Annotated in this window: 22 protein-coding genes and 1 tRNA gene; 14 read left to right on the plus strand and 9 right to left on the minus strand. The window is 64.2% G+C overall.

Going from position 1 to position 26,810, the window contains the following annotated elements; genetic code table 11:
• Positions 1–36 precede the first annotated feature (36 nt).
• From ACMX2H_RS07795 to ACMX2H_RS07825, 7 genes are all read left to right on the plus strand, one after another.
• A complete protein-coding gene (locus ACMX2H_RS07795) occupies positions 37–1,023 on the plus strand; it encodes a diaminopimelate dehydrogenase (protein WP_414959955.1) in 987 nt (328 codons plus the stop codon).
• 175 nt (positions 1,024–1,198) lie between these two features.
• Positions 1,199–2,080, plus strand: coding sequence for a sunset domain-containing protein (locus tag ACMX2H_RS07800; protein WP_414959956.1), 882 nt, complete (start codon positions 1,199–1,201; stop codon positions 2,078–2,080).
• Positions 2,081–2,444: 364 nt separating this feature from the next.
• The gene (locus tag ACMX2H_RS07805) at positions 2,445–3,890 is read left to right on the plus strand and encodes a hypothetical protein (RefSeq protein WP_414959957.1); all 1,446 of its coding nucleotides are present in this window, start codon (positions 2,445–2,447) and stop codon (positions 3,888–3,890) included.
• A gap of 687 nt (positions 3,891–4,577) precedes the next feature.
• On the plus strand, positions 4,578–6,782 hold the full coding sequence (locus tag ACMX2H_RS07810) for a S8 family serine peptidase (RefSeq protein ID WP_414959958.1): 2,205 nt from the start codon (positions 4,578–4,580) through the stop codon (positions 6,780–6,782).
• 198 nt (positions 6,783–6,980) lie between these two features.
• On the plus strand, positions 6,981–7,586 hold the full coding sequence (locus ACMX2H_RS07815; protein ID WP_414959959.1) for a DUF1326 domain-containing protein: 606 nt from the start codon (positions 6,981–6,983) through the stop codon (positions 7,584–7,586).
• Position 7,587: 1 nt separating this feature from the next.
• Complete coding sequence (locus tag ACMX2H_RS07820) at positions 7,588–8,361, plus strand: DUF2182 domain-containing protein (protein ID WP_414959960.1); 774 nt, start codon at positions 7,588–7,590, stop codon at positions 8,359–8,361.
• Between the two features lie 516 nt (positions 8,362–8,877).
• Positions 8,878–10,941: an acyltransferase family protein gene (locus ACMX2H_RS07825; RefSeq protein WP_414959961.1), complete on the plus strand. Its 2,064-nt coding sequence runs from the start codon at positions 8,878–8,880 to the stop codon at positions 10,939–10,941.
• A gap of 313 nt (positions 10,942–11,254) precedes the next feature.
• Here ACMX2H_RS07825 and gndA read toward each other — a convergent pair whose 3' ends face one another.
• The 3 genes from gndA to ACMX2H_RS07840 all read right to left on the minus strand — a co-directional run bounded on the left by gndA (position 11,255) and on the right by ACMX2H_RS07840 (position 13,714).
• Entirely contained in the window at positions 11,255–12,691 is a 1,437-nt protein-coding gene (gene gndA / locus ACMX2H_RS07830; RefSeq protein WP_414959962.1) for an NADP-dependent phosphogluconate dehydrogenase, read from the minus strand.
• 128 nt (positions 12,692–12,819) lie between these two features.
• Positions 12,820–13,041 carry a hypothetical protein gene (locus ACMX2H_RS07835; RefSeq protein WP_414959963.1) on the minus strand — a complete coding sequence of 74 codons (222 nt, stop codon included), beginning with the start codon at positions 13,039–13,041 and terminating at the stop codon, positions 12,820–12,822.
• Between the two features lie 538 nt (positions 13,042–13,579).
• Complete coding sequence (locus ACMX2H_RS07840; protein ID WP_414959964.1) at positions 13,580–13,714, minus strand: hypothetical protein; 135 nt, start codon at positions 13,712–13,714, stop codon at positions 13,580–13,582.
• A gap of 65 nt (positions 13,715–13,779) precedes the next feature.
• Between ACMX2H_RS07840 and ACMX2H_RS07845 the strand changes: the two genes are divergently transcribed.
• Positions 13,780–14,022, plus strand: coding sequence for a hypothetical protein (locus ACMX2H_RS07845; RefSeq protein WP_414959965.1), 243 nt, complete (start codon positions 13,780–13,782; stop codon positions 14,020–14,022).
• A 247-nt stretch (positions 14,023–14,269) separates the two neighbouring features.
• On the opposite strand, the gene ACMX2H_RS07850 is transcribed toward ACMX2H_RS07845, so the two are convergent.
• The 4 genes from ACMX2H_RS07850 to ACMX2H_RS07865 form a co-directional block, all read right to left on the minus strand.
• Positions 14,270–14,345 (minus strand) — tRNA-Val (locus tag ACMX2H_RS07850).
• Between the two features lie 368 nt (positions 14,346–14,713).
• Positions 14,714–15,547, minus strand: a complete 834-nt coding sequence (locus ACMX2H_RS07855; protein ID WP_414959966.1) for an NAD-dependent protein deacetylase — start codon at positions 15,545–15,547, stop codon at positions 14,714–14,716.
• A 5-nt stretch (positions 15,548–15,552) separates the two neighbouring features.
• Positions 15,553–16,017 (minus strand): peroxiredoxin, encoded by a 465-nt coding sequence (locus tag ACMX2H_RS07860; protein WP_414959967.1) that lies wholly within the window; start codon positions 16,015–16,017, stop codon positions 15,553–15,555.
• Positions 16,014–16,436, minus strand: coding sequence for a DUF3052 domain-containing protein (locus tag ACMX2H_RS07865; RefSeq protein WP_136786956.1), 423 nt, complete (start codon positions 16,434–16,436; stop codon positions 16,014–16,016). Before ACMX2H_RS07865 ends, ACMX2H_RS07860 begins: the two co-directional genes overlap by 4 nt.
• 515 nt (positions 16,437–16,951) lie before the next feature.
• On the opposite strand from ACMX2H_RS07865, the gene aceE reads away from it, so the two are divergent.
• The 6 genes from aceE to fabF all read left to right on the plus strand — a co-directional run bounded on the left by aceE (position 16,952) and on the right by fabF (position 25,019).
• Positions 16,952–19,693 (plus strand): pyruvate dehydrogenase (acetyl-transferring), homodimeric type, encoded by a 2,742-nt coding sequence (gene aceE / locus ACMX2H_RS07870; RefSeq protein WP_414959968.1) that lies wholly within the window; start codon positions 16,952–16,954, stop codon positions 19,691–19,693.
• Between the two features lie 128 nt (positions 19,694–19,821).
• Positions 19,822–21,180, plus strand: coding sequence for a PucR family transcriptional regulator (locus ACMX2H_RS07875; RefSeq protein ID WP_414959969.1), 1,359 nt, complete (start codon positions 19,822–19,824; stop codon positions 21,178–21,180).
• A gap of 109 nt (positions 21,181–21,289) precedes the next feature.
• Positions 21,290–22,255 carry an ACP S-malonyltransferase gene (locus tag ACMX2H_RS07880; RefSeq protein ID WP_414959970.1) on the plus strand — a complete coding sequence of 322 codons (966 nt, stop codon included), beginning with the start codon at positions 21,290–21,292 and terminating at the stop codon, positions 22,253–22,255.
• Entirely contained in the window at positions 22,252–23,319 is a 1,068-nt protein-coding gene (locus tag ACMX2H_RS07885) for a beta-ketoacyl-ACP synthase III (protein WP_414959971.1), read from the plus strand. The genes ACMX2H_RS07880 and ACMX2H_RS07885 overlap by 4 nt, the downstream gene beginning before the upstream one ends.
• 112 nt (positions 23,320–23,431) lie before the next feature.
• Positions 23,432–23,677: an acyl carrier protein gene (locus ACMX2H_RS07890; RefSeq protein ID WP_136786952.1), complete on the plus strand. Its 246-nt coding sequence runs from the start codon at positions 23,432–23,434 to the stop codon at positions 23,675–23,677.
• A gap of 106 nt (positions 23,678–23,783) precedes the next feature.
• Positions 23,784–25,019: a beta-ketoacyl-ACP synthase II gene (fabF, locus tag ACMX2H_RS07895; RefSeq protein WP_414959972.1), complete on the plus strand. Its 1,236-nt coding sequence runs from the start codon at positions 23,784–23,786 to the stop codon at positions 25,017–25,019.
• A gap of 115 nt (positions 25,020–25,134) precedes the next feature.
• Here the strand turns inward: fabF and ACMX2H_RS07900 are convergent, their stop codons facing one another.
• Together ACMX2H_RS07900 and ACMX2H_RS07905 are read right to left on the minus strand one after the other, a co-directional pair.
• Positions 25,135–25,638 (minus strand): DUF3145 domain-containing protein, encoded by a 504-nt coding sequence (locus tag ACMX2H_RS07900; protein WP_136786950.1) that lies wholly within the window; start codon positions 25,636–25,638, stop codon positions 25,135–25,137.
• 190 nt (positions 25,639–25,828) lie between these two features.
• On the minus strand, positions 25,829–26,782 hold the full coding sequence (locus ACMX2H_RS07905) for a tyrosine recombinase XerC (RefSeq protein WP_414959973.1): 954 nt from the start codon (positions 26,780–26,782) through the stop codon (positions 25,829–25,831).
• Positions 26,783–26,810: the final 28 nt, after the last annotated feature.

Consider the following 26,810-nt stretch of genomic DNA (forward strand, 5'->3'; position numbering starts at 1 on the left):
CTGAAACACCGTTGAAACTGACGATAGGACAGACCCTTGGGTGAATCGATTCGTATCGGCATTGCCGGCTACGGAAACCTGGGCCGCGGCGTGGAGGCCGCGGTGGCCAAAAACCCGGACATGCAACTGGTGGGGGTGTTCACCCGCCGGCATCCCGCGGATCTGGCCACTCTGCGCACCGAGACCGCGGTCTACGCCATGGATGACCTCGCCGCGCACGAGGACCGCATTGACGTGCTGATTCTGTGCGGCGGCTCGAAGGAAGACCTGCCGCAGCAGGGGCCGGTCATCGCCGCCCTCTTCAACACCGTGGACAGCTTCGACACGCACGCCCGCATCCCGGAGTACTTCGAGACCGTTGACACCCCGGCCCGCGCGGCCCGGAAGACCGCGCTGATTTCGGCCGGCTGGGATCCCGGGATTCTCTCGATCAACCGGGTCTACGGAGAAGCCCTGCTCCCCGACGGCGACACCTACACGTTCTGGGGCCGCGGGCTGAGCCAGGGCCACTCGGACGCGATTCGCCGCGTGCCCGGTGTAGCCGCCGGCGTCCAGTACACCTTGCCGTCCGAGGACGCCATCGAGCAGGTCCGCAACGGCAGCCGCCCGCAGCTGGAGACCCGGGAGAAGCACGCCCGCGAATGCTTCGTGGTACTGGCCGACGGCGCCGACGCCGCATCCGTCCGCGAGGCCATCGTGACCATGCCGCACTACTTCGACCAGTACAACACCGAAGTCCACTTCATCACCGCCGAAGAGTTGGCCCGCGATCACAGCGCCATGCCGCACGGCGGCGTCACGATCCGCAGCGGTAACACCAGCGACGCGCACGCCCAGGTCATCGAATACCGACTCACCCTGGAGAGCAACCCGGAATTCACCGCCAGCGTCCTGGTGGCCTACGCCCGGGCAGTGCACCGGCTGAACCAGCAGGGCCAGTTCGGCGCCGTCACCGTCTTCGACGTCCCACCAGGCCTGCTCTCCCCCAAGTCCGCGGCCCAACTGCGCGCCGAATTGCTGTAGTTCTGTCACGGTCTGGTGGCCGTCCGGCACGACCGAATTTTGCCGATTACGTCATCACCTCAGCGGCGCACACACCACTGGAGTCATCTGTCATACGATTACCCCGTCAAACTATTTACCGGCTAATTGCCCGGGAAAGTTGGGGAAATTGAAACTCGCATCTTTAATGCGGGGTATGGCGGTCTCAGCGGCCGCAGCCTCGCTCCTCTTTGGTTCGGTCACCGCTGCCCACGCAGCACCGCTGCCAGCCACAACACCCGTATCTGAAACACCAGTCGACGAAACGGTTCCGACTCCTGCACCCGAGACGAGCCTGGCGATCATGAAGATCGCAAGCCCGGTAGCGCCCGTCAACGGAACGGCAACCGTCAAGCCAGCGGTCTCCACAACCGGCTGGGTCACCGTCACCTCCAAGGTCGTGACGGTCAAGCAGGGCAACAAGGTGGTGGTCAAGAACAAGACCAAGGCGAAGCTCAAAGCCGGCACTTACTCGGTGAAGACCACAGTAAAGTACAAGAAATATGCGATGGAGGACGGCACCCGCGTCTACGCCTCTTCCAAGAGCACCACCAAGACTCAAAAACTGGTCGTCCGCAACGCCGTTGCAGTGAAGTCGATCGCTGGCAAGAAGGTTCCCTACAACGGAAAGGCGACCATCAAGCCGAACGTTACGGCTGCTCAGGGTGTGAAGGTCATTTCCAAAACCTTGACGGTCAAGCTGGGCAACAAGACTGTGGCTAAGAACAAGAAGTCGGCGTCTCTCAAAGCCGGAAAATACAAAGTCACGACAACCGTGAAATACCGTTTGCCGTCCTCGATGGCCACGCGTACTGCGACGAAGACCCAATTGCTGACCATCAAGTCCGGTAAGAAGCCCGCCAGCGTTGCTGGCACGGGCAGTTGGAACTGCCCGGCTGGCTATCCGATCAAGGGCAACGCCAGCTCGATGATTTACCACGTTCCTGGCGGCAGCTTCTACAGCCGGACCAATCCGGAAGAGTGCTTTGCCAGCCAGAGCGCAGCCATCAACGCGGGTTACCGTCCCTCAAAACGCTAACCTAACTCTTTGGCCTAGAACAAAGCATAAGGCTGGCCCGGGACAACCGATCGGTCGTCCCGGGCCAGCCTGTATCCCGCCTGACGTCACCGTTTTCCAGATCCATTCGGCGCCTAAAACTTTTTTCGACGTATTGTCAGCGTAGCGCCAGACTCACGGACGGCCGAGCTATCCAAGAATCGAACATACGAGGGTCTCGATGCACTGTTTGCGAAATGGTTTCCACCTGGCTGAGGGCTTTGCATTTAGGGGCATGGCCTCGGGCGGAAGCAGGCCGCCTCCCCGATAGCCGATGACGTTGCGGATTCCGAGGGCAGTCTCCCAGTGTAATCAATCACTCCACAGCCTACATAATGCTTATTTATTGGGTATTATGCAGGGAACTCCGAGATCATCCGGAGAGCAAACACTTCCATCTGCTCTATTTCTCATTCTCGTTGGGGGAATATTCTTGAAGAGACTCCTTCAGCGCGCCACCACAATTTCGGTGGCCGCGCTTCTGCTCGCTGCGCCGATTGCCGTCGCTCCGGCAAACGCGAGCCCAATCACCCGTAGCGTCACTACAACGATCGCGGCCACCACGGCGGTCGGCAAAGCAAAAATCACGACCAGCCCAAAGTCTGCAACCGTAGCCAAGGGCAAGACTCACGGCTTCAAAGTCAAAGCAACCGGTAGCAAGCTCAAGTATCAGTGGCAGGTGAAGAAGCCCAAGTCCAGTAGATGGGTCAAGGCGACAGGCTCTTCCGCGAAAACCAAAACTCTAAAGGTGAAGGCCGACACACGCCTCAATGGAGCAAAGTACCGCGTCATTGTCTCCAATTCGCGCGGAAAAGCGACTTCCAAGAGCGCCAAGCTCAGCGTGGTCACGTCACCCAAGATCACAACTCAGCCCAAGAGCGTGACCGCGGCTGCACAATCGAAGGTAGCGCTTTCGGTCAAAGCCAGCGGCGGTTCCGTGTCCTACCAGTGGCAGCGTAAAGCCGGATCTAGATGGGCGAATATTTCCAAGGCCACCAGGTCGACCCATTCCTTCACCGCTCCCACAGGGCAGTCTACAATCGAATATCGGGTCATTGCCAGCAACAAGGCAGGAAAAGCCACATCTCAGACCGCGAGAGTCTTCACTGTCGTCAAACCAGCAGTTAAGATCCCGACTTCTGTCGTAACCACGGCCGGTCGATCCGTCACTATCAAGAGTCAAGCGACCGGAGGGGCCCTGTCCTATCAGTGGGAACGCGAGGTCGAAGGAGTTGACGGAAGAGTCAACTGGACGAGAATTTCTGGAGCAACTGGCCCGAACTACACCTTTACCGCACGGTCTAAAAATGAATTGAACACCTATAGGGTCACAGTCACGAACAAGGCTGGAAGGGCTATCTCAGCAACAACGGTGTTGTATGTATATTCAACGAAACAAGACCCTTTCGCTATTGACCAGGTATTCGCCATGCACGACTGGATGGCAACGTTTTTTGGGCCACGTGCATATCCGAGTGACACCGAGTCAGGAAAAGTGGACCTGTATGTAGAGGTTCTCTTGGGTAACATCAGCGATCATATCGCTGATCCGGCTGACTCGATCGTCATTGATTACATCGGGCGCTACGGAGGCGTCTACGACGAGTCCTGGTACACGGTAGAGGATTCCTACCGCGATATAGGGCCACTGCTTCCCGCAGACGTGGACGTTAGATCCTCGATTGGCTACGGAGTGGTGTTTGCTGATGTCCCAGCCGATGAAGTCAAGGGTGGAGTCTGGCGCATCAGAGATTACGCCGCTGGATCAGTCGAATACGTTAAGGGATTCTAAGGGGTACCGTCGCCGATTCTGTGGAGAACCACACTTTACAGGATCCACGGCAATCGAGTCGGTCCACCATGACTCTCAAGAAATGGGTTGTTGCCTTCAGCAGCAACCCATTTCTCGGCTGTGGCCCCCCGCCCTCGCGACAGACCATCAGATTGGAGCGCGACGACCAATTTGTAACGGGGGCCCAACGCCTGATTGGCATAGCTCGTCGACATTACCAATCAAGCAGAACTGCCGATATAGAAAGATGCGGCACGGCTCCAACTAGTCTCAACGTCGAGGGCGTAATTAGATGCTGGCCGTGTCGCCGCTCAACAGACGCAGGCCTGCTAGCAGCGCGGAGGAATTCGCATTGCCCCCGCCCAGGCTTTAATCTCGCGCTGGACGACTCGTATTTTTTGGGCGCCTTCATCAAGCTTGAGGATTCATATGTCGGGAATGTTCCGCAAATTGGTACCAGCATGGGTCGTTACCGCCTCAGCGATATTACTCGTGTCTGGTTCGGTCCTTCCGGCTCCTGCCGCCGCGTCCGCAGCGAACCGCCATCCCCACCTTCCGAATGTCCAGGCGCGTCAAGCGCCATCCACGGAGGAAGGCGGCGACCGATTTATCGTCAAGTTCCGCGACACCGCTGAGGCCACGGCCACCGTGCGAGACGTCTATAGCGAAGCTGCTGCAGATGCCGACGTGGGAATTGAAGAACTGCGCACAACGGCAGACGGGGCCAGGGTCATCGAGTCCGATCGGGAACTCACTGCCGCGGACGCCAATGAATTCGTCGACGCCTTGGCTAGCCACCCGGATGTCGAGTACGCGGAGCAGGATGTCCTGATGTACCCGGCGTACAGTCCCAACGATACGCACTACAAGCAACAATGGTCATTCGCTAACAGCAATGCCGGTCTGGCCCTCCCCGAAACGTGGCTCACCACAACCGGCGAGGGGTCCGTGGTTGCTGTGATCGACACTGGACTGACCCAACACAGCGATCTCGAAGCTAATATTTTGCCCGGCGCCGATCTGATCTCCGACCCCGATATATCGCGGGACGGCGACGGGCGCGATCAGGATCCGATGGACAATGGCGACTGGTGCGACGAAATCGGTTCCGACTCTTCGTGGCACGGGACCCATGTGGCAGGCATCATCGCTGCCGTCGCAGGCAATGGTCGAGGAGTTGCGGGGGCGGCCCATGGTGCGAAAGTCGTTCCTGTCCGCGTGCTGGGCGCTTGCGGGGGCTGGATGTCTGACATCGCAGACGCCGTCATCTGGGCGGCTGGCGGAGACGTTGAAGACACAATTCGCAATCCGAATCCCGCCGACGTTATCAATATGAGCCTTGGCGGCGGCGATGCTTGCAGCCCCAGCATGCAGCACGCCATCGATTTTGCGGTTGGTGAGGGAAGCACTGTTGTAGTCGCGGCCGGCAACGAAGCCAAGCCCGCCGAAAACTCCTCCCCTGCCAACTGCAGCAACGTCATTACCGTAGCCGCCTCTGGTCCGACCGGCGACCGCGCCCACTATTCCAACTACGGAGCCGCCGTCGACGTAACGGCTCCGGGTGGAGACATGCGGTTTCGCACCGGCGGCATCCTATCAACTGTGGACACCGGCACTACGATCCCCGTGGGAGAGGGATACGCCAGCATGCAGGGCACCTCGATGGCTGCACCGCACGTGGCCAGTGTTGCCGCCCTGCTGAAGTCAGCCGACCCATTCCTATCCCCCGCACAGATCGAGGCTGTCATCAAGAACTCGGCGCGTCCAATCGCCGACTGCTCTCGCGGCTGCGGCACGGGACTCGTGAGTGCACTGGCGGCCGTCGATTCCCTTCTGCCAAAGCTAATCACCAGCACTCCCGTCATCGTCGGAACAGGCGCGATCGGCAGCACACTCTCCGTCAACGCAGGCGCGTGGTCCCCCCAACCCGTTCTATTCTCCTACCAGTGGCTCCGCGACGGATCTTCCATTACTGGGGCAACAGGCCCTACCTACCGGCTGACCTCAGCCGACACCGGTTCAAAAGTTTCAGTCCTCGTGACCGGCACTAAGAGCGGTTACGCGACCAGTGTCCGCCGCTCTGCGGCCATTTCAGCAGGCGTTCTAGCCACCGCTACTCCGATGATCACTGGTAACGCCAAGGTCGGCCACCTGCTCAAGGCGACAAGCGGGCCTTGGACGCCTGGCGTCACTCTGACGTACCAGTGGCTGCGCAACGGCTCCCCCATCCATAGGGCCACCGACACTACATACGTACTGACTGCGATCGATGTCGGCAAGTCCATCAAGCTCCGGATGACCGGAGCGAAAAGCGGATACGCCACCGCCGCCCGTGAATCTGCCGCCGTTAGAGTCGCAGCCGGCACGATGGCCACCGCCACCCCTGAGATTGCAGGTACCCCCAAAGTCGGAAAGAAGCTCACGGCGACGGCGGGAACCTGGACTTCCGGCACCAAACTGAAGTACCAGTGGTACCGCTCCGGAAAAGCCATCAAGGGCGCCACATCCAGAACCTACAAGCTCGTCGCCGCCGACCGCGCCGACCGGATCACCGTGAAGGTCACCGGGTCCAAGGCCGGATACGCCTCCGCAGCAAAAACCTCGGCGAAGACAGGCAAAGTCGCCGCCGGCACCCTGACGTCTGCAAAACCGAAGATTTACGGGACAGCTAAAGTCGGAAAGAAGCTGACAGCAAAGGCCGGCACTTGGACATCCGGCACCAAACTGAAGTACCAGTGGTACCGCTCCGGAAAAGCCATCAAGGGCGCGAAATTTAAGACCTACAAGCTCGTCTCGATCGACCGCGGTGATCGGATCAGCGTGAAGATAACCGGCACGAAGTCCGGCTACACCACCGCCACGAGAATCTCCTCCAAAACGCGGAAAATCTGACGACAGACGACCCTCGGCGCAGTGGCCACTCCGACCTTCCGGTACCTCGACCACAGCTAGAGCGATGAAGCCCGCGGTGAATACATCTGAGTATCTCGGACCAGCAATTGTGAATCTGACCGCTGTTATCGGCCTATTGACCGGCTTTTTGCCGCGGAGGACAATTCAAAGAGGGGTGCCTCTTGAAGGGAGCCTCGAATGTCCTGGCACATCGAAGGTACATACTTCGAAAACTGCAATTGCGACATGATCTGCCCATGTTCGACCTCGGGCATGATTGCGCCAGCGGATAATGAACGATGCAAGGTCGCACTAGCCTTCCACGTCGAAACAGGGGAAGTTGACCACGTCGACGTCTCCGACCTCACCGTCTGCATCGTGGCCGACACTCCGCCTGTGATGAGCGACGGGGGCTGGAAGGTTGGCGTGCTGATGGACGCCTCCGCCTCCGCAGACCAGGCCCAGGCTCTCGGCGCTGTCTTCAGCGGACAGATCGGCGGACCCATGGCTGGCGCGGCTCCGCTAATTGGCGAGATGGTCGGCATGGAGCAAGTCGATATGAACTACTCCGACGACGGACGTCGGCACCAGGTCCGGGCTGGCGGCGGGGTAGACATCGCCGTCGAGGACTTCGTTTCGCGTTTCGACCCGACCGAGCAGGGCGTGAAGGTCAGCGGGGTGGGCTTCCCATCCGATCCGCTGGCTGCCGGCACGGCAACCGCCTCACGCGTCGACGTATTCGGGATGACCTGGGACAACGCGGGCAAGAGCTCCTTCTCAGCCCCGTTTGCCTGGTCAGCCTAGGATGCAACGCCGCGTCGTTCCTGCTGTACGCTTCCGTCCGGGTCTGCTCGCCCTTATAGGCTGCGCCCTGCTGGCCTGGTACCTCACGGTGCAACTGGCCGCCGGGATGCCGCCGGGCCCCGGCGCCATGGGGCTGGGGCTGGCCGGTTTCCTAGCCGGCTGGGCGCTAATGATGACCGCGATGATGCTGCCGTCTCTGGCCCCGCTGCTGTCGGCGTACCTGCGGTCCATCCGCGCCGAGCACAACAGCCGAACCCGGGCCGCGCGGACTACCGCACTGGTGGCCGGATACCTGCTCACCTGGACCGGTTTCGGCATCCTGGCCTATGCCGCGTCGGTACTCGGCGCCCGGCTGGCCGCCGATGCCCCGATCGCCGCCGCCTGGGTCGGAGCCGGGCTGCTGGCGGCCGCGGGCATCTACCAGCTGACGCCGCTGAAGAATTTTTGCCTCCGACACTGCCGCTCGCCAATGGCCTTCCTGCTGCACGCTTCCAGCTACCGAGGTGCCTTCCGCGACCTTCGCGTGGGCCTGTACCACGGCCTGTACTGCGTGGGCTGCTGCTGGGGGCTGATGCTGGTTCTCATCACTGTAGGCGTCATGAATCTGGCCTGGATGGCCGCCATTGCTGCCGCCGTCCTGCTGGAAAAGACCTGGCGGCACGGAATCGCGTTCAGTCACGCGATCGGCGTCGCACTGATTGTCTTCGCCTGCTTCGTGCCGGCCAACCCCTGGCTACTGCCCGGGCTGTATATGGCCCCGGGCATGATGATGTAGCCTGACTCACCCCAGCGCCCGGCGTGGGTCCTCGACGACGCTCTGCGGCACCGTTGCTGCCAACACCGTGACCGCCTGCCGTCGTCCAGCTATGCGCATACGGCCACGAAGAACCCAGAAGAGTGCTTCGCGAGCCAGGGAGCAGCTATCAACGCTGGCTACCGGCCCTCTAAGCGCTAGTCCGTACTTAACGACGCAGTTTTACCGGCTGGCCCCGGGCCAACCGATCAGGTTGCCCCGGGGCCAGCTTGGTCCCAGATTGTATCGATCCCCGCTCTGCAAGCGTCCATGATTCCGGCCTACTGCTGACGCTTGCGCATGATCTGGGCGGCCGGTCCCGGCCGGGGCGCAATTAGCAGTCGAGCGCAGGTGATGGTGGTCAAGAATCTAGTCGGGGCTGTGCACGAGGATGCTGGCCCAGTCATTCGACACTCGCGTTCGATAGAGTGGGTCGTTCCAAGTCCCCCGTCCCCTCGCAGGAGCAAGCCCATCTCTGCAGTTGCAACACCTCGGACCGTGTCCTTAGCGACGAAGCCCGGAACAAAGATCCGTCTGGACATCCAAGGGCTCCGGGCGATAGCCGTAGCTTTAGTCGTCATCTACCATCTGTGGCCAGAACGATTGACCGGCGGATTCGTCGGAGTGGACGTCTTCTTCGTCATTTCAGGCTTCTTGATCACGTCCCACCTGATCAAGCGGCCGCCGACGAACTGGCACGATCTGAACGCATTTTGGGCGCGCAGGATACTCCGTCTCCTGCCTGCAGCATTTGTCGTATTAGCCGCGACGGCTGTCGCTTCCCGGCTGGTGGCTCCGCCCACGCAGTGGGGTGCGATAGCCAAGGAGATCATCTCCTCGGCGCTGTATGTGCAGAACTGGGTGTTAGCCGGTAGCTCGGTGGACTATTTGGCGGCTGACAATGCTCCCACGCCCACTCAGCATTTTTGGTCCTTGTCTGTCGAGGAGCAGTTCTACCTCTTTTGGCCGGTCCTCGTATTCGGGGTGTTCTGGTTTGCGGGCAAATGGAGGCTCAAAGCACGGCGCCTGCTCGTCGGCGCTGTAGCCGCCGTCGTCGCACTCTCTTTGATGATCTCCATCGCTGCCACCGCTTCTGAGCCCGGAAGTGCTTATTTCATTACACCAACGCGAATGTGGGAACTGGGAGTAGGCGGTCTCGTCGCTCTTTCTGCGCCCGCCTTGGCACAGCGCACCCCTGACGCTGTGCGAGCAGCCCTAGCATGGATTGGGATTGCGGCAATCGTCAGTGCGGGCGCGCTCTACACGGGGGCAGTGCCATTCCCGGGGTATACAGCGCTGCTGCCGGTAATGGGCACCGCCCTGGTGATCTTCGCAAGCGCCGAGGGCAAGCTCTCCCCTACTGCTGTGATGCGGATCCGGCCCGTCCAGTGGCTCGGGGCGGTTTCCTACTCGGTTTACCTCTGGCATTGGCCCTTGATTGTCCTTCTGCCGTACGCCAGTGGCGGAGACCTGGGCTGGTTGGACAAATCGCTGATCTTGGCTGCCACGCTGGTCTTGGCGGGGCTCAGCAAGACCTTCATTGAGGACCGCTTCCGGTTCCCGTCCAGCCAGAAGGGATGGGCGTCCACCTATCGATTTGCGGCGGCGGGCATGGTGTTGCTCACCGCGGTGGGCGGGGCGCAGTTGGTGGAGACTAACCACCGCACATCCCAAGGTCAGCAGCAGCTCGCGGCCATGGTGAGCGATGGGGATCCCTGCTTCGGCGCCGCCGCCCTCGCCAAGGGCTTTGACGAATGCGTTCCGGACCCTCAGTCGCCAATAGTCCCGGAGCCTGCGCTGGCCAAGGAGGACAAGTCGGACGCCTATGCGGACGGCTGCTGGTCGAACGAACCCTTTTCGGACCGCCCCGTATGCAAGTACGGCGATGGGCCGACCAAGGTGGCGCTCGTCGGAAACTCGCATGCTGGGCATTGGCTTCCCGCACTGCAGGTACTGGCCGAACGGAATGACTGGACGATCTCCACATACCTGGTCTCGATGTGCAATCCGACGTCGGTACCGCTGCAATTCGACACCGAGGAAAAGACAGCCAATTGCAGCGCCTATGGCGAGTGGGTGATGGACGAGACGTCCAGAGATGCGTTCGACCTAATCATCACGTCGGAACGTCAGTCGGTTCCGGTCCAGGGACAGTCTTGGGATGGCACCGAAGAACCAGCAACTGACGGCTACCGGGACTACTTGTCCCGTTGGGCGGACAGCGGCGCCAACGTCCTGGTCATCAAGGATCCGCCCTACCCGGGCAATACTGTCGATTCAATTCCGGACTGCCTCGCGGAGAACCCAGGCAGCCCCCAAGAATGCGGGGGCACACCAGAAGCGTGGCATTGGATGGACCCGGTCACCACAACAGCCCGGGAACTGGACCACTCGAGGATCCATACCGTGAACATGGACCGGTACTTCTGCGCCGACGGTTCGTGCCCTGCCGTGGTCGGCTCAGTTGTCACTTACTTCGATGCCTCCCACATCACGGCCACCTACGCCCAAACCCTGGCCCCCTACCTGGAACAACCTATCCTCAAGGCTTTGGGCCACTGACCAGCTACTGACGTCTAGATCAAACAGAACCGGCCGGTGACCGAGCAGCCACTCACCGGCTGGTTCCGTGGTTGCAGCGCGCCACAGGCGTCCGGTTCGCGTACACGCGAGCATTTGCGTTCGGACATGCGGCAAAAGCGGAACGCCCCGCAGCTGCTTGAGCAGCTGCGGGGCATTCGCGCGTCAGGGATCTCCACGCGGTTGCTGAGCAACCTTGGTCGATCACCGGTGGGGCAACCATGGGTCGATCACCGGCAAGGGGGCAAGCTTGGTCGATCACCGGCAAGGGACAACCTTGGTTGGTTTCTCCTACTTAGTGGGTGTCGACGGCTTCTACTTCGGACTTGTCGCCGCTCCAGAGGGTGTGGAAGGTTCCTTCGGCGTCGGTGCGACCGTAGGTATGCGCGCCGAACAGGTCGCGGAGGCCCTGGGTCAGTGCGGCGGGCAAGCGCTTGCGGCGCAGTCCGTCGTAGTAGGCCAGCGAGGAGGAGAAGACTGGCACAGGGATGCCCAACTGCACGGCGGTGGCCACCACGCGGCGCCAGGCCGGGACAGCGGCACCGATGGCTTCGGCGAAGGCCGGGGCGAAGAGCAGGTTCTCCGGCTTGTAGTCGCCGGCGTAGGCCTTCATGATGTCGTCCAGCAGCTCGGCGCGGATGATGCAGCCGGCGCGCCAGAGCGAGGCGATTTCGTCCAACTTCAGCTCCCAGCCGTACTCGCCGGCCGCGGAACCGAGCATGTCGATGCCCTGGGCGTAGCTGACCAGCTTCGAGGCGAAGAGCGCCTGGCGGACGTCTTCGACGAAGCTCTGCGGCACGGTGACGTCCTCTTCGTGACCGGTCAGGACGTCCTGGGCGATGGCCCGCTGGCCACGCTGCGAAGACAGTCCGCGGGCGAAGACGGATTCGGCGATGCCGGACACCGGCGAGCCGAGCTCCAGCGCCGAGACGACGGTCCAGCGGCCGGTGCCCTTCTGGCCGGCCGAGTCCACGACGACGTCGACGAAGGGCTTGCCGGTCTTGGCATCTGTGTGGGCCAAGACCTCTGCGGTGATTTCAATCAGGAAGGACGAGAGTTCAGTCTTGTTCCAGGCGGTGAAGATTTCGGCCTGCTGCTGCGGCTCCAGGCCGGCGCCGGTGCGGAGCAGGTCGTAGGCCTCGCCGATGACCTGCATGTCCGCGTATTCGATGCCGTTGTGCACCATCTTCACAAAGTGGCCCGCGCCGTCAGTGCTGATCCAGCGGCAGCAGGGCTCGCCGTCGTACTTGGCGGAGATTTTTTCCAGCATGGGGCCGAGCGAGTCATAGGACTGGCGGGAGCCGCCGGGCATGATGGACGGGCCGAGCAGCGCGCCCTCCTCGCCGCCGGAGACGCCGATGCCCACGAAGTGCAGGCCCTTCTCGGCCAGCGAAGCTTCGCGGCGCCGGGTGTCCTCGTAGTGCGAGTTGCCGGCATCGATGACGATGTCGCCTTCTTCGAGCAGCGGGACCAACTGCTCGATCACCGAATCCACCGGCTTGCCGGCCTTGACCATGATGAGCACGCGCCGCGGCTTCTGCAGGTTGTCCACCAGTTCCTGCAGCGATTCGGTGCGGATGAACTCGCCCTCGTCGCCGTGCGCCTGCAGCAGCGCGTCCGTCTTTGCCACCGAGCGGTTGTGCAGGGCGACCGTGTAGCCGTTGCGGGCAAAGTTCCGTGCCAGGTTGGCACCCATGACGGCCAGACCTGTCACACCGATGTGTGCGCTCATTGAATCTCCATGTGTGGGCGGTCCCCGCGGGCAGGGACGTCAGCGAACAGCCCGAGCGGGCCGAGGTTCCTCAACAAGCCTAGTCGTGACCGGCGGCACCGGCTAAGTGGCGGAGCGTTACCTTCGGCTCATTCGCCCGCTGGCATGGATGGGCGGAAGCGCAGCCAGGCGTCAATGGCATCATCACTGGCAGCATCCTCGACGGGAGATCCTGGGCCGGCAACCGCGCCGGCACTGCCCTCGGCCGCTTCGCCGTCGAGCGCTACGACCACAGCAGCCGCTGGATTGAAGGCATTGTGATGGGCTAACGCGGGCAGGGCGCTGTCCTCCATTAGATCCCGCCGCGTCATCTGCCCGGGATCCTGCACCGACCACGGCCAGCGGCGTGTGCCGCAATACGCACAGCGCCTGGACGTGACAGCGCGCGTGTGGATGAAGGTGTGGCCTGCTCCGCGACAGAATCTATCCATTGTTGCCCCCCAACGAAATCCAGCATGACCGGTACAGCTTTACAGACAGTCGGATGGTTGTGGAGGGTTCGCAAGCTCCGTTGCTTAACCGTTATTGCATGACGCAGCGTCGGCTCAGCGTTGGCTCATGGTATGCGCAAGACGAGCCTTGGAACGGCTTTTCTGGAGCATGAAACCCTTGGTGATGCCGCTGTTTCGGGCGGAACTGCGCCCGTCGAAGGACACGTTGGGAAGATCAATGATTGTGGTTGAGAAATGCCCATCGCCATGGCAGACTAGCCCGAGGCGGTTGCCTTATGAATGCCTTGGAGCCCCCATCTCCAAGCGCTGCACCGCCGATCCCCTGGCAGTCCCGTTGATCCCCCATCTAACGGCTGCCCGAAAGGCACTGTCCCTCTCAGGGACAGTGCCTTTCCCTTTAAATCTTGCCGATCATGGCCAGCCCCTTGCCGATCCTGGCCATCGGCGGGAGCCTGCTCCTCGCTTGTGCTTCATGCCCGGCTGCCCCCGAGACGTCCGCGAGGAATGGTGTCTTCGCATCGATATAACCCACTGGAAATACCGTTGCAACGCCGGGCTTGCACCATGGTGAGCATCGCTCGATCCAAGGAGGATGAGATGTCATCTGAGCAGCAGCGGGACCAGGACCTTGGCGGCAGCCCGGTGTGGCTGGCTGATCTTTCCCACTTCCGTCGGGGAGATCAAGTGGAAGCCGGGCAAAACGACGTGGTCTACTACCGGGGCCGCGTGGAAGATACCGCCGCGGGGCTGGGAGTGGTCTGGATTCGCGAGAGCAGGCACAGCCGCCGTCGGATGCTTCACACGGACGAATACTTCATCCGGCACATCCCGGAACCTTAGAGAACGGCCCCGCCCCTCCCCCACAGAAGGCGGGGCCGTTACCTCATCAATCCGGTTCTCCCTACCCCCATGTAGTCATCGCCGGGAGACACACGTTACACCTGATCGGCAGGCCTGTTGCTAAAGATCTGCTCAGGATTGAACGGTCCGGCACCGCGTACTCGTCGGATGCGGGGCGGTAGCGAGACCGGGAGACGAAGAAACCCCGTGTTTTCCGGCCGGTTAGGCGAGAAAACACGGGGTTGGATGGTGGGTCCTACCGGGATCGAACCGATGACATCCACGGTGTAAACGTGGCGCTCTACCAGCTGAGCTAAAGACCCGTTGTAATGTCGAAAGCGGGACCGCGGAGCGTTATCCGCCGCAACATCACGAGGATTTACTCTACCGGATAAATGGGCGTGAACGCCAACTAAACTTCCGTGGCAATAAACACGATAGGACGATAAACCTGACTCGTGGCTCAGGTGGGCCGGGGCACAGTGGCGAGGCACCGCCGTCGTGCGTTTTGGGAGCGGTTGGCGTCCGATTCGGGCATGGTTCGGCCCCACCGCTTGGGAGATCCAGCCAGCCCGCAATGGGTCGTCCGTACGGGCAGTTGGGGGCGATTCAGGACGCCGTTGGAAACTCGTGTCCGGCGGCCCGCAAGCAGCCGCCAGACGGCCCGCTGACGCGGTCTGCCAGAAGCCGCTCAGGCCAGCTGCTGCAGCCGTCCCGGCAGCTCCGCAGCCAGATAGCCCAGAGCCTCGGAAACGCCGGCTTCCAGCTTCACGTCCGCCAGGTCATCGCCGCGGGTAGTGCCGCGGTTGATGATGACCACCGGCTTGCCGTGCTTGGCGGCGTGCCGGACAAAGCGCAGGCCGCTCATCACCGTCAGAGATGACCCGGCCACCAGCAGCGCCTCGCCGTCGTCCACCATGGCGTAGGCAGACGCGACGCGGTCCTTGGGAACGTTTTCACCGAAGTAGACGAAGTCCGGTTTGAGCATGCCGCCGCAAACCAGGCAATCCGCCACAACAAAGTGCGCGGTGTGGGCGACGTCGGCATCCGCATCGGGGGCTACGTCGCCGGCATCCCCGGTGGCGGCGTAGGCGGGGTTGAGCTCTTCCAGCCGGTCGGCCAGGGAGGAGCGGGTGGTGACGTCGCCGCAGTTCAGGCAGATGACCCGGTCGAAGCGGCCGTGCAGGTCTATGACGTTCACGCTGCCGGCGTCTTCGTGCAGCCGGTCCACGTTCTGCGTGATCAGGCCGACCACCACTCCATTGCTTTCCATCGCGGCCAGCGCGTAGTGGCCGGGGTTGGGCGCGGCGTGGTGCATGTGCCGCCAGCCCACGTGGTTGCGGGCCCAGTAGCGGCGGCGCAGTTCCTCGTCGCCGACGAACTGCTGGTAGGTCATCGGGGTCCGCGGCACGGAGGTGGGGCCGCGGTAGTCCGGGATGCCGGAATCGGTGCTGAGGCCGGCGCCGGTCAAGACGGCCAGCCGGCGTCCGGCCAGCAGCTCGAGCGCCGGCGCCAGCTGCTCCATGGTGGCTAGAGCTCTTTCAGCACGCGGTGGTATTCCTGGATGTCACGGGCCTGGCCGCGCGGGTTGCGGATCTCGTGCCGCAGGATGCCCTCGGCGTCGATGATGAAGGTGCCGCGCAGCGCCATGCCGGATTCCTCGTCGAACACGCCATAGGCCTTGGCCACCTCGCCGTGCGGCCAGAAGTCGGCCAGCAGGTCGAACTCGTAGCCTTCCTGCTCGGCAAAGGCGCGCAGCGCGAACTTATGGTCCACCGAGACCGCGATGACGCGGGCGTTTTCGCTGCGGAACACGTTCAGGTCGTCGCGCAGCTCGCACAGCTCGCCGGTGCAGATGCCGGAGAACGCGAACGGGTAGAACACCACCACCACGTTGCCGCCGCGCAGCGCGGAGAGCCGGATCGGTTCGCCGAACTGGTTAACCAGCTCGAAATCGGGCGCAGACTGGCCTACCTGCGGTGCGGCCGCGCTCACTTGTTGGTCCGCTTGCTGACCAGCCGGTTGGCGGACCAGTCGCTGGACACACCGGCGGACGTGGTCACGTGCAGCCCGGCGGTCGGTGCCGCTTCCTGGACGTCGGATGCCGGCACGTAGCCGTCGCGGCCCGACTTCGGAGTCAGCAGCCACACCACGCCGCCCGGCGCGAGCGTGGTCTGTGCGTCGACCAGCGTGTCCACCAGGTCCCCGTCGCCGTCGCGCCACCACAGGATCGCCGCGTCAACCACTTCGTGGTCGTCCTCGGTGAGCAGCTCGGAGCCGGTGAGGTCCTCGATGTCGTCGCGCAGATCGAAGTCCACGTCCTCGTCGTAGCCGAACTCCTGGATCAGGTCTCCGTCTTTGAAACCCAAGTTGCCTGCCACATTCTCTACCGCGGCGGCTTCGGCCTCGCCCACTGTGCTCCTCCTGTATGGAACGTATTGATCCGCCCACCGGAAAAGTGAGCGTGTTGCTAGTTACAAGCCAACACCCTAATCGCCATCGCTTCAAGCCACCCGCAAGAAGGTGCGGAATTTTGTCACGGCGCGTCCCTTTAATCGCGTCCCTTTGATGAGGGAGCGCATAGCGGGTACGACGGCGGTGCGGGCGGTTTGGGCCGGCGGGGTTCCGTCGGTGGCGCGCACCATGTCTTAGAGGGCGGTGCCCGCCACGGGCACGACGGCGGTGCGCGGCCTGTGTCTGCGGGCCCAGGCGGCGGCCGCCCCTCCTATACAAGCAGCCGCGCGGGGCGCGCGACGGCGGTGCGCGGCCGCCGTCGTCGTAATAACTGGCATGCGGGGCTTCGGCTGCGCTGTAATGCGGTGAACAGTTAGAGTGGCAGTGAAGAATATCCTCCCGGCCGGACCTTTGCGCCGGGTCGCTATGCCACGTAAAGCGCAGACACAATCTGCGCACGTATGAGAGGTTGGACGTGAGCGCAGGAGAAGACACCTCGCACATCCTGAGCGGGCTGACAAGCCAGCTGCCGGATCGCGATCCCGAAGAAACCGCCGAATGGATTGAGTCCTTCGACGGCCTGGTGGAGAACCGGGGCACCGAACGTGCCCAGTACATTGTCCGCTCCCTCCTGCAGCGTGCAGGTGCGCAGAGCGTTGGCGTGCCGATGGTGACCACCACCGACTACGTGAATACCATTCCGGTGGACCAGGAACCTGAGTTCCCGGGCGACGAAGAGACCGAACGCCGCTACCGCGCGTGGATGCGCTGGAACGCGGCCATGCTGGTGCACCGCGCGCAGCGCCCGGACATCGGCGTGGGCGGACACATCTCCACCTACGCCGGCGCAGCCACTCTCTACGAAGTGGGCTACAACCACTTCTTCCGCGGCAAGGCCCACCCCGGCGGCGGCGACCAGGTCTTCTTCCAGGGCCACGCCTCCCCCGGTATGTACGCGCGCGCGTTCATGGAAGGCAGGTTGACCGAGGAAGACCTGGACGGCTTCCGGCAGGAAAAATCCCGCGAGGGCCATGCGCTGCCGTCTTACCCGCACCCGCGATCCATGCCCGAGTTCTGGGAGTTCCCCACCGTCTCGATGGGCATCGGACCGGCCAACGCCATCTACCAGGCGCAGCTGAACCGCTACCTGCACAACCGCGGCATCAAGGACACCTCCGACCAGCACGTCTGGGCGTTCCTGGGCGACGGCGAGATGGACGAGCCGGAATCGCGCGGCTTCCTGCAGCTGGCAGCCAACGAAAAGCTGGACAACCTCACCTTCGTGATCAACTGCAACCTGCAGCGCCTGGACGGACCGGTGCGCGGCAACGGCAAGATCATGCAGGAGCTTGAGGCCTTCTTCCGCGGCGCCGGCTGGCACGTCATCAAGGTGACCTGGGGCCGCGAGTGGGACGAACTGCTGGCTAAGGACCGCGACGGCGCCCTGGTGGACATCATGAACTCCACGCTCGACGGCGACTACCAGACGTACAAGGCCGAGTCCGGCGGATTTGTCCGCGAGCACTTCTTCGGCAAGACACCGCAGACCAAGGAAATGGTTGCGGACATGACCGACGAGCAGATCTGGAACCTGAAGCGCGGCGGCCACGACTATCACAAGGTCTACGCCGCCTACCGCGCCGCCACCGAGTTCAAGGGCAAGCCCACGGTAGTGCTGGCCCAGACGGTCAAGGGCTACGGCTTGGGCACGCACTTCGAGGGCCGCAACGCGACCCACCAGATGAAGAAGCTGACCCTGCAGGACCTGAAGGACTTCCGCGACCACCTGCGCATCCCGATCAGCGACGAGCAGCTCGAAGCCGATCCCTACCGTCCGCCGTACTACCACCCGGGCCCGGACGCCCCGGAGATCAAGTACATGATGGAGCGCCGCGCCGCCCTGGGCGGATCCGTGCCGGAGCGCCGGACCGAACACAAGCAGATGCACCTGCCCGAGGAGAAGGCCTACGAGGTGGCCAAGCGCGGCTCCGGCAAGCAGCAGGCCGCCACCACCATGGCGTTCGTCCGGCTGCTCAAGGACCTGATGCGGGACAAGGAGTTCGGTGCCCGCGTGGTGCCGATCATCCCGGACGAGGCCCGGACCTTCGGCATGGACTCGTTCTTCCCGACCGCCAAGATCTACAACCCCAAGGGCCAGAACTACCTGTCCGTGGACCGCGACCTGGTGCTGGCGTACAAGGAGTCCCCGCAGGGTCAGATCCTGCACACCGGCATTAACGAATCCGGCTCCACCGCCGCCTTCACCGCCGTCGGCACCTCCTACGCCACGCACGCCGAGCCGCTGGTGCCGATCTACATCTTCTACTCGATGTTCGGCTTCCAGCGCACCGGCGACTTCTTCTGGGCCGCCGCCGACCAGATGGCACGCGGCTTCGTGATCGGCGCGACCGCCGGACGCACTACCCTGACCGGCGAAGGCCTGCAGCACGCCGACGGGCAGTCGCCGATCCTGGCCTCGACGAACCCGGCCGTGGTCACCTACGACCCTGCCTACGGGTACGAGATCGGGCACATCGTCCGGTCCGGCCTGGAGCGCATGTACGGCGGGAACCATCCGGATCCCAACGTGATGTACTACCTGACCGTGTACAACGAGCCGATCGTCCAGCCCGCCGAACCGGAGGAACTGGACGTCGAGGGCGTCGTCAAGGGCATCTACCTGCTGGCTCCGGCCAAGATCGACGGGCCGCGCACCCAGCTGCTGGCCTCCGGCGTGGCCGTGCCGTGGGCACTGGAAGCCCAGCAGCTGCTCGCCGAAGACTGGGGTGTCTCCGCCGACGTCTGGTCCGTGACCAGCTGGAACGAACTGCGCCGCGACGGCCTGGCCGCCGAGGAAGAAGCCTTCCTGAACCCCGGCGCTGAGGCGCGTAAGCCGTTCGTTGCCCAGCAGCTCGAAGGCGCCACCGGCCCGATCGTGGCGGTCAGCGACTACATGGCGGCCGTGCCGGACCAGATCCGGCAGTACCTGCCCAACGAGTTCGCCACGCTCGGCGCCGACGGCTTCGGGTTCTCCGATACCCGTGCCGCGGCCCGGCGCTTCTTCAAGATCGACAGCCACTCGATTGTGGTCCGGGCGCTGCAGATGCTGGCCCGCCGCGGCGAGGTCGATGCGAATGTGCCCAAGGATGCGTTCGAGAAGTACCGGCTGCTGGACGTCAACGCCGGCACCTCGGGCAACGCCGGAGGCGACGCCTAGACCCGGCAACAGCGCCACAATTCAGGCGGCGGACCCAGCCTTTCACGGCCGGGTCCGCCGCCTGTTTTAGTAGGAACCACACAAAAGGACGAATGGAGCTTGCACCGGCGAGTGCGTATGCTCATTGCATGCCCCAAGCCCGGACCGAGACCGTCAAAGCTGCCGCGCAGCCGGCCCCGCAGCAGACCTCGGCCGCTGCGTCTGCGGCTCTGCAGACCCCCGAAGATGCCGTTAGCGCCGGCCCGACGACGGCGCCAGCTGCCGCCCGCCGCCGCGCCGGCGCGGGACGGAAAGCCGATCGCGCCGCCACCGGCAACCCGGAGACACTGGAGCGGCTGCGGTCCAAAATCGGTGCCCTGGCCACGGCCACGCTGAAGCGGCTGGACTCGGACCTGCCGTGGTACCGCGGACTGCGGCCGGACGAACGGTCCGCCCTGGGCCTGGTGGCGCAGAAGGGCATCGCGTCCTTTGTCACCTGGTACGAACGCCCCACCTCCCCCGCTTGGGTGATGAACGACGTGTTCGGCACCGCCCCCACCGAGCTCACTCGCTCCATCAGCCTGCAGCGCGCGCTGCAGCTGATCCGCGTAGTGGTTGAGGCGGTGGAGGACGAAGTCCCGGACTTGGCCGGCGGCAGCGACGAAGCCCAGCTGCGCGAAGCCGTGCTGCGCTACTCGCGCGAAGTGGCGTTCGCCGCAGCCGACGTTTATGCCCGCGCGGCCGAGACCCGCGGTTCCTGGGACACCAGGCTTGAGGCACTGGTGGTGGATGCGATCCTGCGCGGCGAAAGCTCCGACGCGCTGCGCTCGCGGATTGCCGCCGTCGGCTGGAAGACCACCGGCCCCATCACGGTGATGGTGGGCGGCTCGCCCGGCGAACCCGGCCCCAGCTTCGTGACCGAACTGCGCCGCGCCAGCTCCCGCTACGCCGCCGACACGCTGGTGGGTATCCAGGGCGACCGGCTGATCCTGGTGCTGGGCGGCGTGACGGACCAGGACACCGCGTTCGTCCGCCTCGCCGACCTATTCGGCCCCGGTCCGGTGGTCTACGGGCCCGAGGCCCGCTCGTTGGTGGACGCCAGCAGCTCGGCGCAGGCCGCGTTCGCCGGGCTCAGCGCCGCGAAGGCCTGGCCGGCGGCGCCACGGCCGGTGGCGGCCAACGACCTGTGGCCGGAACGGGTGATGTCCGGCGACGATATTGCCCGCCGGGACCTGTACAAGTACATCTACGTTCCGCTGGTCAACGCCGGCAACGGGCTGGTCGAGACACTCTCCAGCTACCTGTCCTTGGGGCATTCGCTGGAAGCCACGGCGCGCGAACTGTTCGTCCACGCCAACACGGTGCGCTACCGGCTGCGCCGGGTCTGTGACGTGACCGGCTGGGATCCGCTGCTGCCGCGCGAGGCCTTCGTGCTCCAGACCGCGCTCGGCGTGGGCCGCCTGATTGCTCCACCCCGGAGCCCGAAGGACCGCGCGCCCAGCCGGTAATAGCCTGCGGCAATCGGCACTACCTTGTAGACTTCCTACAAAGCGGTCCGGCGAGCTTCGTGTGCCGAAACACCGTGGAAACCATCTCCTCTTTGGAAAGCTTGAATACGTGCTTGCAATAGTCTGCCCAGGCCAGGGCTCCCAGACGCCCGGATTCCTCAGCCCGTGGCTCGAGGTTCCCGGCGTGGCCGAACACCTCGGGCTGCTCAGCGACATCGCGCAGCTGGACCTGCTCTCCCACGGCACCGTGTCCGATGAGGAGACCATCAAGGACACCGCCGTCGCCCAGCCGCTGATCGTCGCCGCAGGCCTGCTGGCCGCCCGCGCGCTCACGGCGGACGAGGTGCTGGACCTCTCCACCGTCGTCGCGGGCCATTCGGTTGGCGAAATCACCGCCTCCGCCGTCTCCGGCGCGCTGACCGAGAACGACGCCATGAACTTTGTGCGCGAGCGGGCCAACGCGATGGCCCGTGCCGCTGCGCAGACTCCGACCGGCATGAGCGCTGTGCTCGGCGGCGACCCGGACGAAGTGCTCGCCGCGATCGAGGCCGCGGGGCTGACCCCGGCCAACGCCAACGGTGGCGGCCAGACTGTCGCAGCCGGAACCTTGGAGCAGCTGCAGGCGTTCGCGGCGAACCCGCCGGCCAAGGCGCGGGTTATCCCGCTGAAGGTGGCCGGCGCCTTCCACACCGAACACATGGCTCCCGCGGTGAGCGCGCTGGAGAACCTGCGCCCGCAGCTGAAGCCGGCCATGCCGTCGCTGACCCTGCTGTCCAATTACGACGGCGAACCGGTTGTCGGCGGCGAAGAGAACCTGGACAGCCTGATCGCCCAGGTCTCGCGCCCGGTGCGCTGGGACAAGTGCATGGAGAAGATGCTGTCCGTCGGCATCACCGGGCTGCTGGAGCTGCCGCCGGCCGGGACCCTGAGCGGACTGGCCAAACGCGGCATGAAGGGCGTGGCCACCATGGCGCTGAAGTCCCCGGAGGATCTGGACGCAGCCAAAGCCTTCATCGCCGAACACACCGAACAGACCCCCGTCCTGAACAGCATGTCTGGAGAATCCGAGAAGTGAGCACCCCCGTCATCCAGCAGACCCCGCTCCGCGACTTCTCTCGCGTACTGGGAATCGGCGCCTACCGTCCCGACATCATCGTCACCAACGACGACGTCTGCCAGTGGATCGATTCCTCCGACGAATGGATCCGCCAGCGGACCGGTATCGTCACCCGCCACCGGGCCGGTGCCAACACCTCGGTGCTGGACATGGCCGAAGGCGCTGCCAAGGAAGCCATGGCACAGGCCGGCATCACCGGCGACCAGCTCGGAGCGGTGATCGTCTCCACCGTGTCGCATCCGTACGCCACGCCGTCCGCCGCCGCAGCCCTTGCCGACCGGGTGGGCGCCACGCCGGCCCCGGCTTTTGATATCTCCGCCGCCTGCGCCGGCTACTGCTACGGCATTGCCCAGGCCGACGCCCTAGTTCGTTCCGGCACCGCGGACTATGTGCTGGTGGTCGGCGCGGAGAAGCTCTCCGACGTCATCGACAACACCGAGCGGACCATCTCCTTCCTGCTCGGCGACGGCGCCGGCGCCGTCGTTGTGGGCCCTTCCGACACTCCGGGCATCAGCAAGCCGGTGTGGGGTTCGGACGGCAGCAAGTGGGACACCATCAGCATGACCCACTCGCTCAACGATGTGCGCGAACTGTCGCTGGCCGCCGAGGCCGCCGGCTCGCTGTCCGCCATCTCCGACAGCTATGACCCGAAGGACGCCAAGATCTGGCCGACGCTGCGCCAGGACGGGCCGTCCGTTTTCCGCTGGGCCGTATGGGAAATGGCCAAAGTGGCCAAGCAGGCGCTGGCCGCGGCCGGCCTGCAGCCGGAAGACCTCGCCGCCTTCATCCCGCACCAGGCGAACATGCGCATCATCGACGAAATGGTCAAGCAGCTGAAGCTCCCCGAGAGCGTGGTCGTGGCCCGCGACATCGCCGACGCCGGCAACACCTCGGCAGCCTCGATCCCGCTGGCAACACACCGGCTGCTGCAGGAGAACCCCTCGCTCTCCGGCGGACTGGCACTGCAGATCGGCTTCGGCGCCGGTCTGGTCTTCGGCGCCCAGGTTATCGTCCTGCCGTAGACTGCCTTCCGGTAGTCGGGCCTCCCCCTACATTCCCACCAGAACCAGGCCGCACAACGCGGTTTGAAACCCCGTCCGGACACCGTCCGGCAGCACAAGAAAAGGAGCCACCATGGCTAGCAACGAAGAAATCCTGGCCGGTCTGGCCGAGATCGTCAACGAAGAGACCGGCCTGGCCCCGGAGGCTGTCGAGCTGGACAAGTCCTTCACCGATGACCTGGACATCGACTCCATCTCGATGATGACCATCGTGGTCAACGCCGAGGAGAAGTTCGGCGTGCGCATCCCGGACGAAGAGGTCAAGAACCTCAAGACCGTCGGCGACGCCGTCAACTTCATCGTCAACGCCCAGGCTTAGTTCCGCGTTGCCCGGGTCTACCCGGGACTCGGCGGCCGGCGGGTGACCTCCCAGTCCGGCCGCCGCACCAGATTTATCGCCCAATCACTATTGAGAGACTGAATCAATGGCACGCAAAGTAGTCATCACCGGCCTCGGCGCCACCACCCCGATTGGCGGCGACGTCCCCACGATGTGGCGGAATGCCCTCAAGGGCGTTTCCGGGGCCCATACCCTCGAAGATGATTGGGTGGCCAAGTACGAGCTGCCGGTGACGTTCGCCGCCAAGGCCAGCAACCGTCCCGACGAGGTCCTGACCCGGGTCGAAGCCAAGCGGATGGATCCCTCCACGCAGTTCGCCGTCGTGGCATCGCGCGAAGCCTGGAAGGATTCCGGCATCGAAGACGTGGACCACGACCGGCTGGCCGTGGCCTTCGCTACCGGCATCGGCGGCGTGTGGACGCTGCTGGACGCTTGGGACACGCTGCGTGACCGCGGTCCGCGCCGCGTGCTGCCGATGACCGTGCCGATGCTGATGCCGAACGGCCCTGCTGCCGCAGTCAGCATGGACCTGGGCGCCCGCGCCGGCGCGCACACCCCGGTTTCCGCCTGCGCTTCCGGCACCGAAGCCATGTCCATGGGCATCGATCTGATCCGCTCTGGCAAGGCCGACGTGGTGATGACCGGCGGCGCCGAAGCCGCGATCCACCCGATGCCGATTGCCGCGTTCAGCGCCATGCAGGCGCTGTCCAAGCGCAACGACGACCCGGAGCGTGCGTCGCGCCCCTACGACATGGACCGCGACGGCTTCGTCATGGGTGAAGGCGCCGGTGCGCTGGTGCTGGAGGCCGAAGAGCATGCCCTGGCCCGTGGCGCCCGGATCTACGCCGAACTTGCCGGTTCCGGCGTCACCGCCGACGCCTACCACATCACGGCACCGGATCCCGAGGGACTGGGCGCCACTCGTGCGCTGAAGGCTGCGCTGTTCGACGCGCGGGCTCAGGCGACCGACGTGGTGCACGTCAATGCCCACGCCACGTCCACTCCGGTGGGCGACAAGCCGGAGTACACCGCGCTGAAGGCAGCACTCGGCGACCACGTTTCCAACGTTGCCGTCTCCGCGACCAAGTCGCAGACCGGCCACCTGCTCGGAGCCTCGGGTGCCGTGGAGTCCGTGATGACGGTGATGGCCGTCTACGAACGCCGTGCACCGGTGACCATCAACCTGGACAACCAGGACCCGGAGATCCCGCTGGACGTGGTCACCACCGCCCGCGACCTGCCGCAGGGCGACATCATTGCGCTGAACAACTCGTTCGGCTTCGGCGGACACAACGCCGTCGTCGTGTTCCGCAACGTCTAATTCAAAGTTTGACTGAGTGCTGCCCGCCCGCAGGCAGCACGAAAGGGAGGGCGGCCGGTGTTGACCGGCCGCCCTCCCTTTGACGTTGCTGGAGGAGGGTTTTGGAAGCTGGCGGTTAGCCGACTTGGTGCAGCCAGCGCACGGGGGCGCCTTCGGCTGCGTGGCGGAACGGCTCGAGCTCTTCGTCCCAGGCCTCGCCCAGGGCGAGGGACAGTTCGTGGTAGACGGCAGCGGGATCGCCGGCACCGGCCTCGTAGGCGTAGCGGATGCGGTCTTCGCTCACCATGACGTTGCCGTGGACATCGGTCATCGCGTGGAAGATGCCGAGTTCAGGGGTGTGCGACCAGCGGCCGCCGTCGACGCCGGCGCTCGGTTCTTCGGCCACTTCATAGCGAAGGTGCGCCCAGCCGCGCAGCGCAGAAGCCAGCATCGCACCGGTCCCCTGCGGGCCGACCCACGACAGCTCGGCCCGGTACATTCCGGGCGCGGCGGGCTGAGCGGTCCACTCGAGATCCGTTCGCTTGTCCACGACGGATCCGACGGCCCACTCGATATGAGGGCACAATGCCGAAGGTGCTGAATGCACAAACAGCACGCCACGAGTCATCACAACAGACATCCCATCCTCCATTTGCTGTAGGTACGTCTTCCCCAACGACCTTCAGCCTTGAGACAGATGGAACTTGTCAGTACTGCTGTTTCCGACGCTTTCGATCCTCATTGTGCCGTACAGCAGCGAATTGCGCCAGTGTAACTACCAATGTGCCATTGCGTGTCGCGGATTCAGCCGCTCAGTGGCGGTTTACATGCTAAGCCCGCGGGTGCGCCTGCTGGTAGCTGCGCCGCAACCGGTCCACCGAGACGTGGGTGTAGAGCTGCGTGGTTGCCAGCGTGCTGTGTCCCAGAATCTCCTGCACGGCGCGCAGGTCCGCTCCCCCGTCCAGCAGATGGGTGGCGGCGCTGTGCCGCAGCGCGTGCGGTCCAGTCGCGGACGTGTCTCCCAGCAGCGCGAACAGCCGGGCCGCCACGGAGCGTACCTGGCGTGGGTCCACCCGCTTGCCGCGCTGGCCCAGGAACGCGGCCGGGCCGCTCTCGGCACCGGCGAGCTTGGGCCGTCCGCGGCGCAGCCAGTCATCCATGGCGACGGCGGCCGGCAGCCCGAACGGTACGGTGCGCTCTTTGTTGCCCTTGCCCAGCACCCGGATGGTCCGCCGTTCGTTGTCCACCTCGTCAATGTCGAGGCCGGCCAATTCGCTGACGCGGATGCCGGTGGCGTAGAGCAATTCGATCATCGCCCGGTCGCGCAGCGGCAGCGGCTGCCCGTCCACTGCTTCCTCCGCGAGGGTGCGGAACAGTTCGTCGACCTGGGCCGGCCGCAGCACGGTTGGCAGCGAGCCGTTCCGTTTGGGTGCCTTCAACCGCAGCGAAGGGTTCGTGGGAATGAGCTCTTCGCGCAAGGCCCAGGCCATGAAGCTGCGTGCGGTTGCGGTGCGCCGAGCCAACGTGGATCTGGCCATCCCCCCGCTGTTCATGGCACCGAGCCACGCACGCAAAGTCCCGAGCGTAATGTCCGTCAGCTTTGCGGCTCCGGCCTCCGCGGCATAGCCGAGCAGATGCCTGACATCGGTCAGATACGCACGGACGGTGTGCTCGGAACGGGCACGTTCAGCGCTCAAATAACGGGCGAAGCCGTCCAGAGCCGTGTCAAAAGCCTCCGGGAGTGGGTCTGTGCCCTGCACTTCGGGGTTATCTGCAGAGCTCATCCCTTCACTTTGCTGGCCGGTGCGGCCG

Source organism: Arthrobacter sulfonylureivorans (genome assembly GCF_047607445.1).
GTDB classification, from domain to species: domain Bacteria; phylum Actinomycetota; class Actinomycetes; order Actinomycetales; family Micrococcaceae; genus Crystallibacter; species Crystallibacter sulfonylureivorans_A.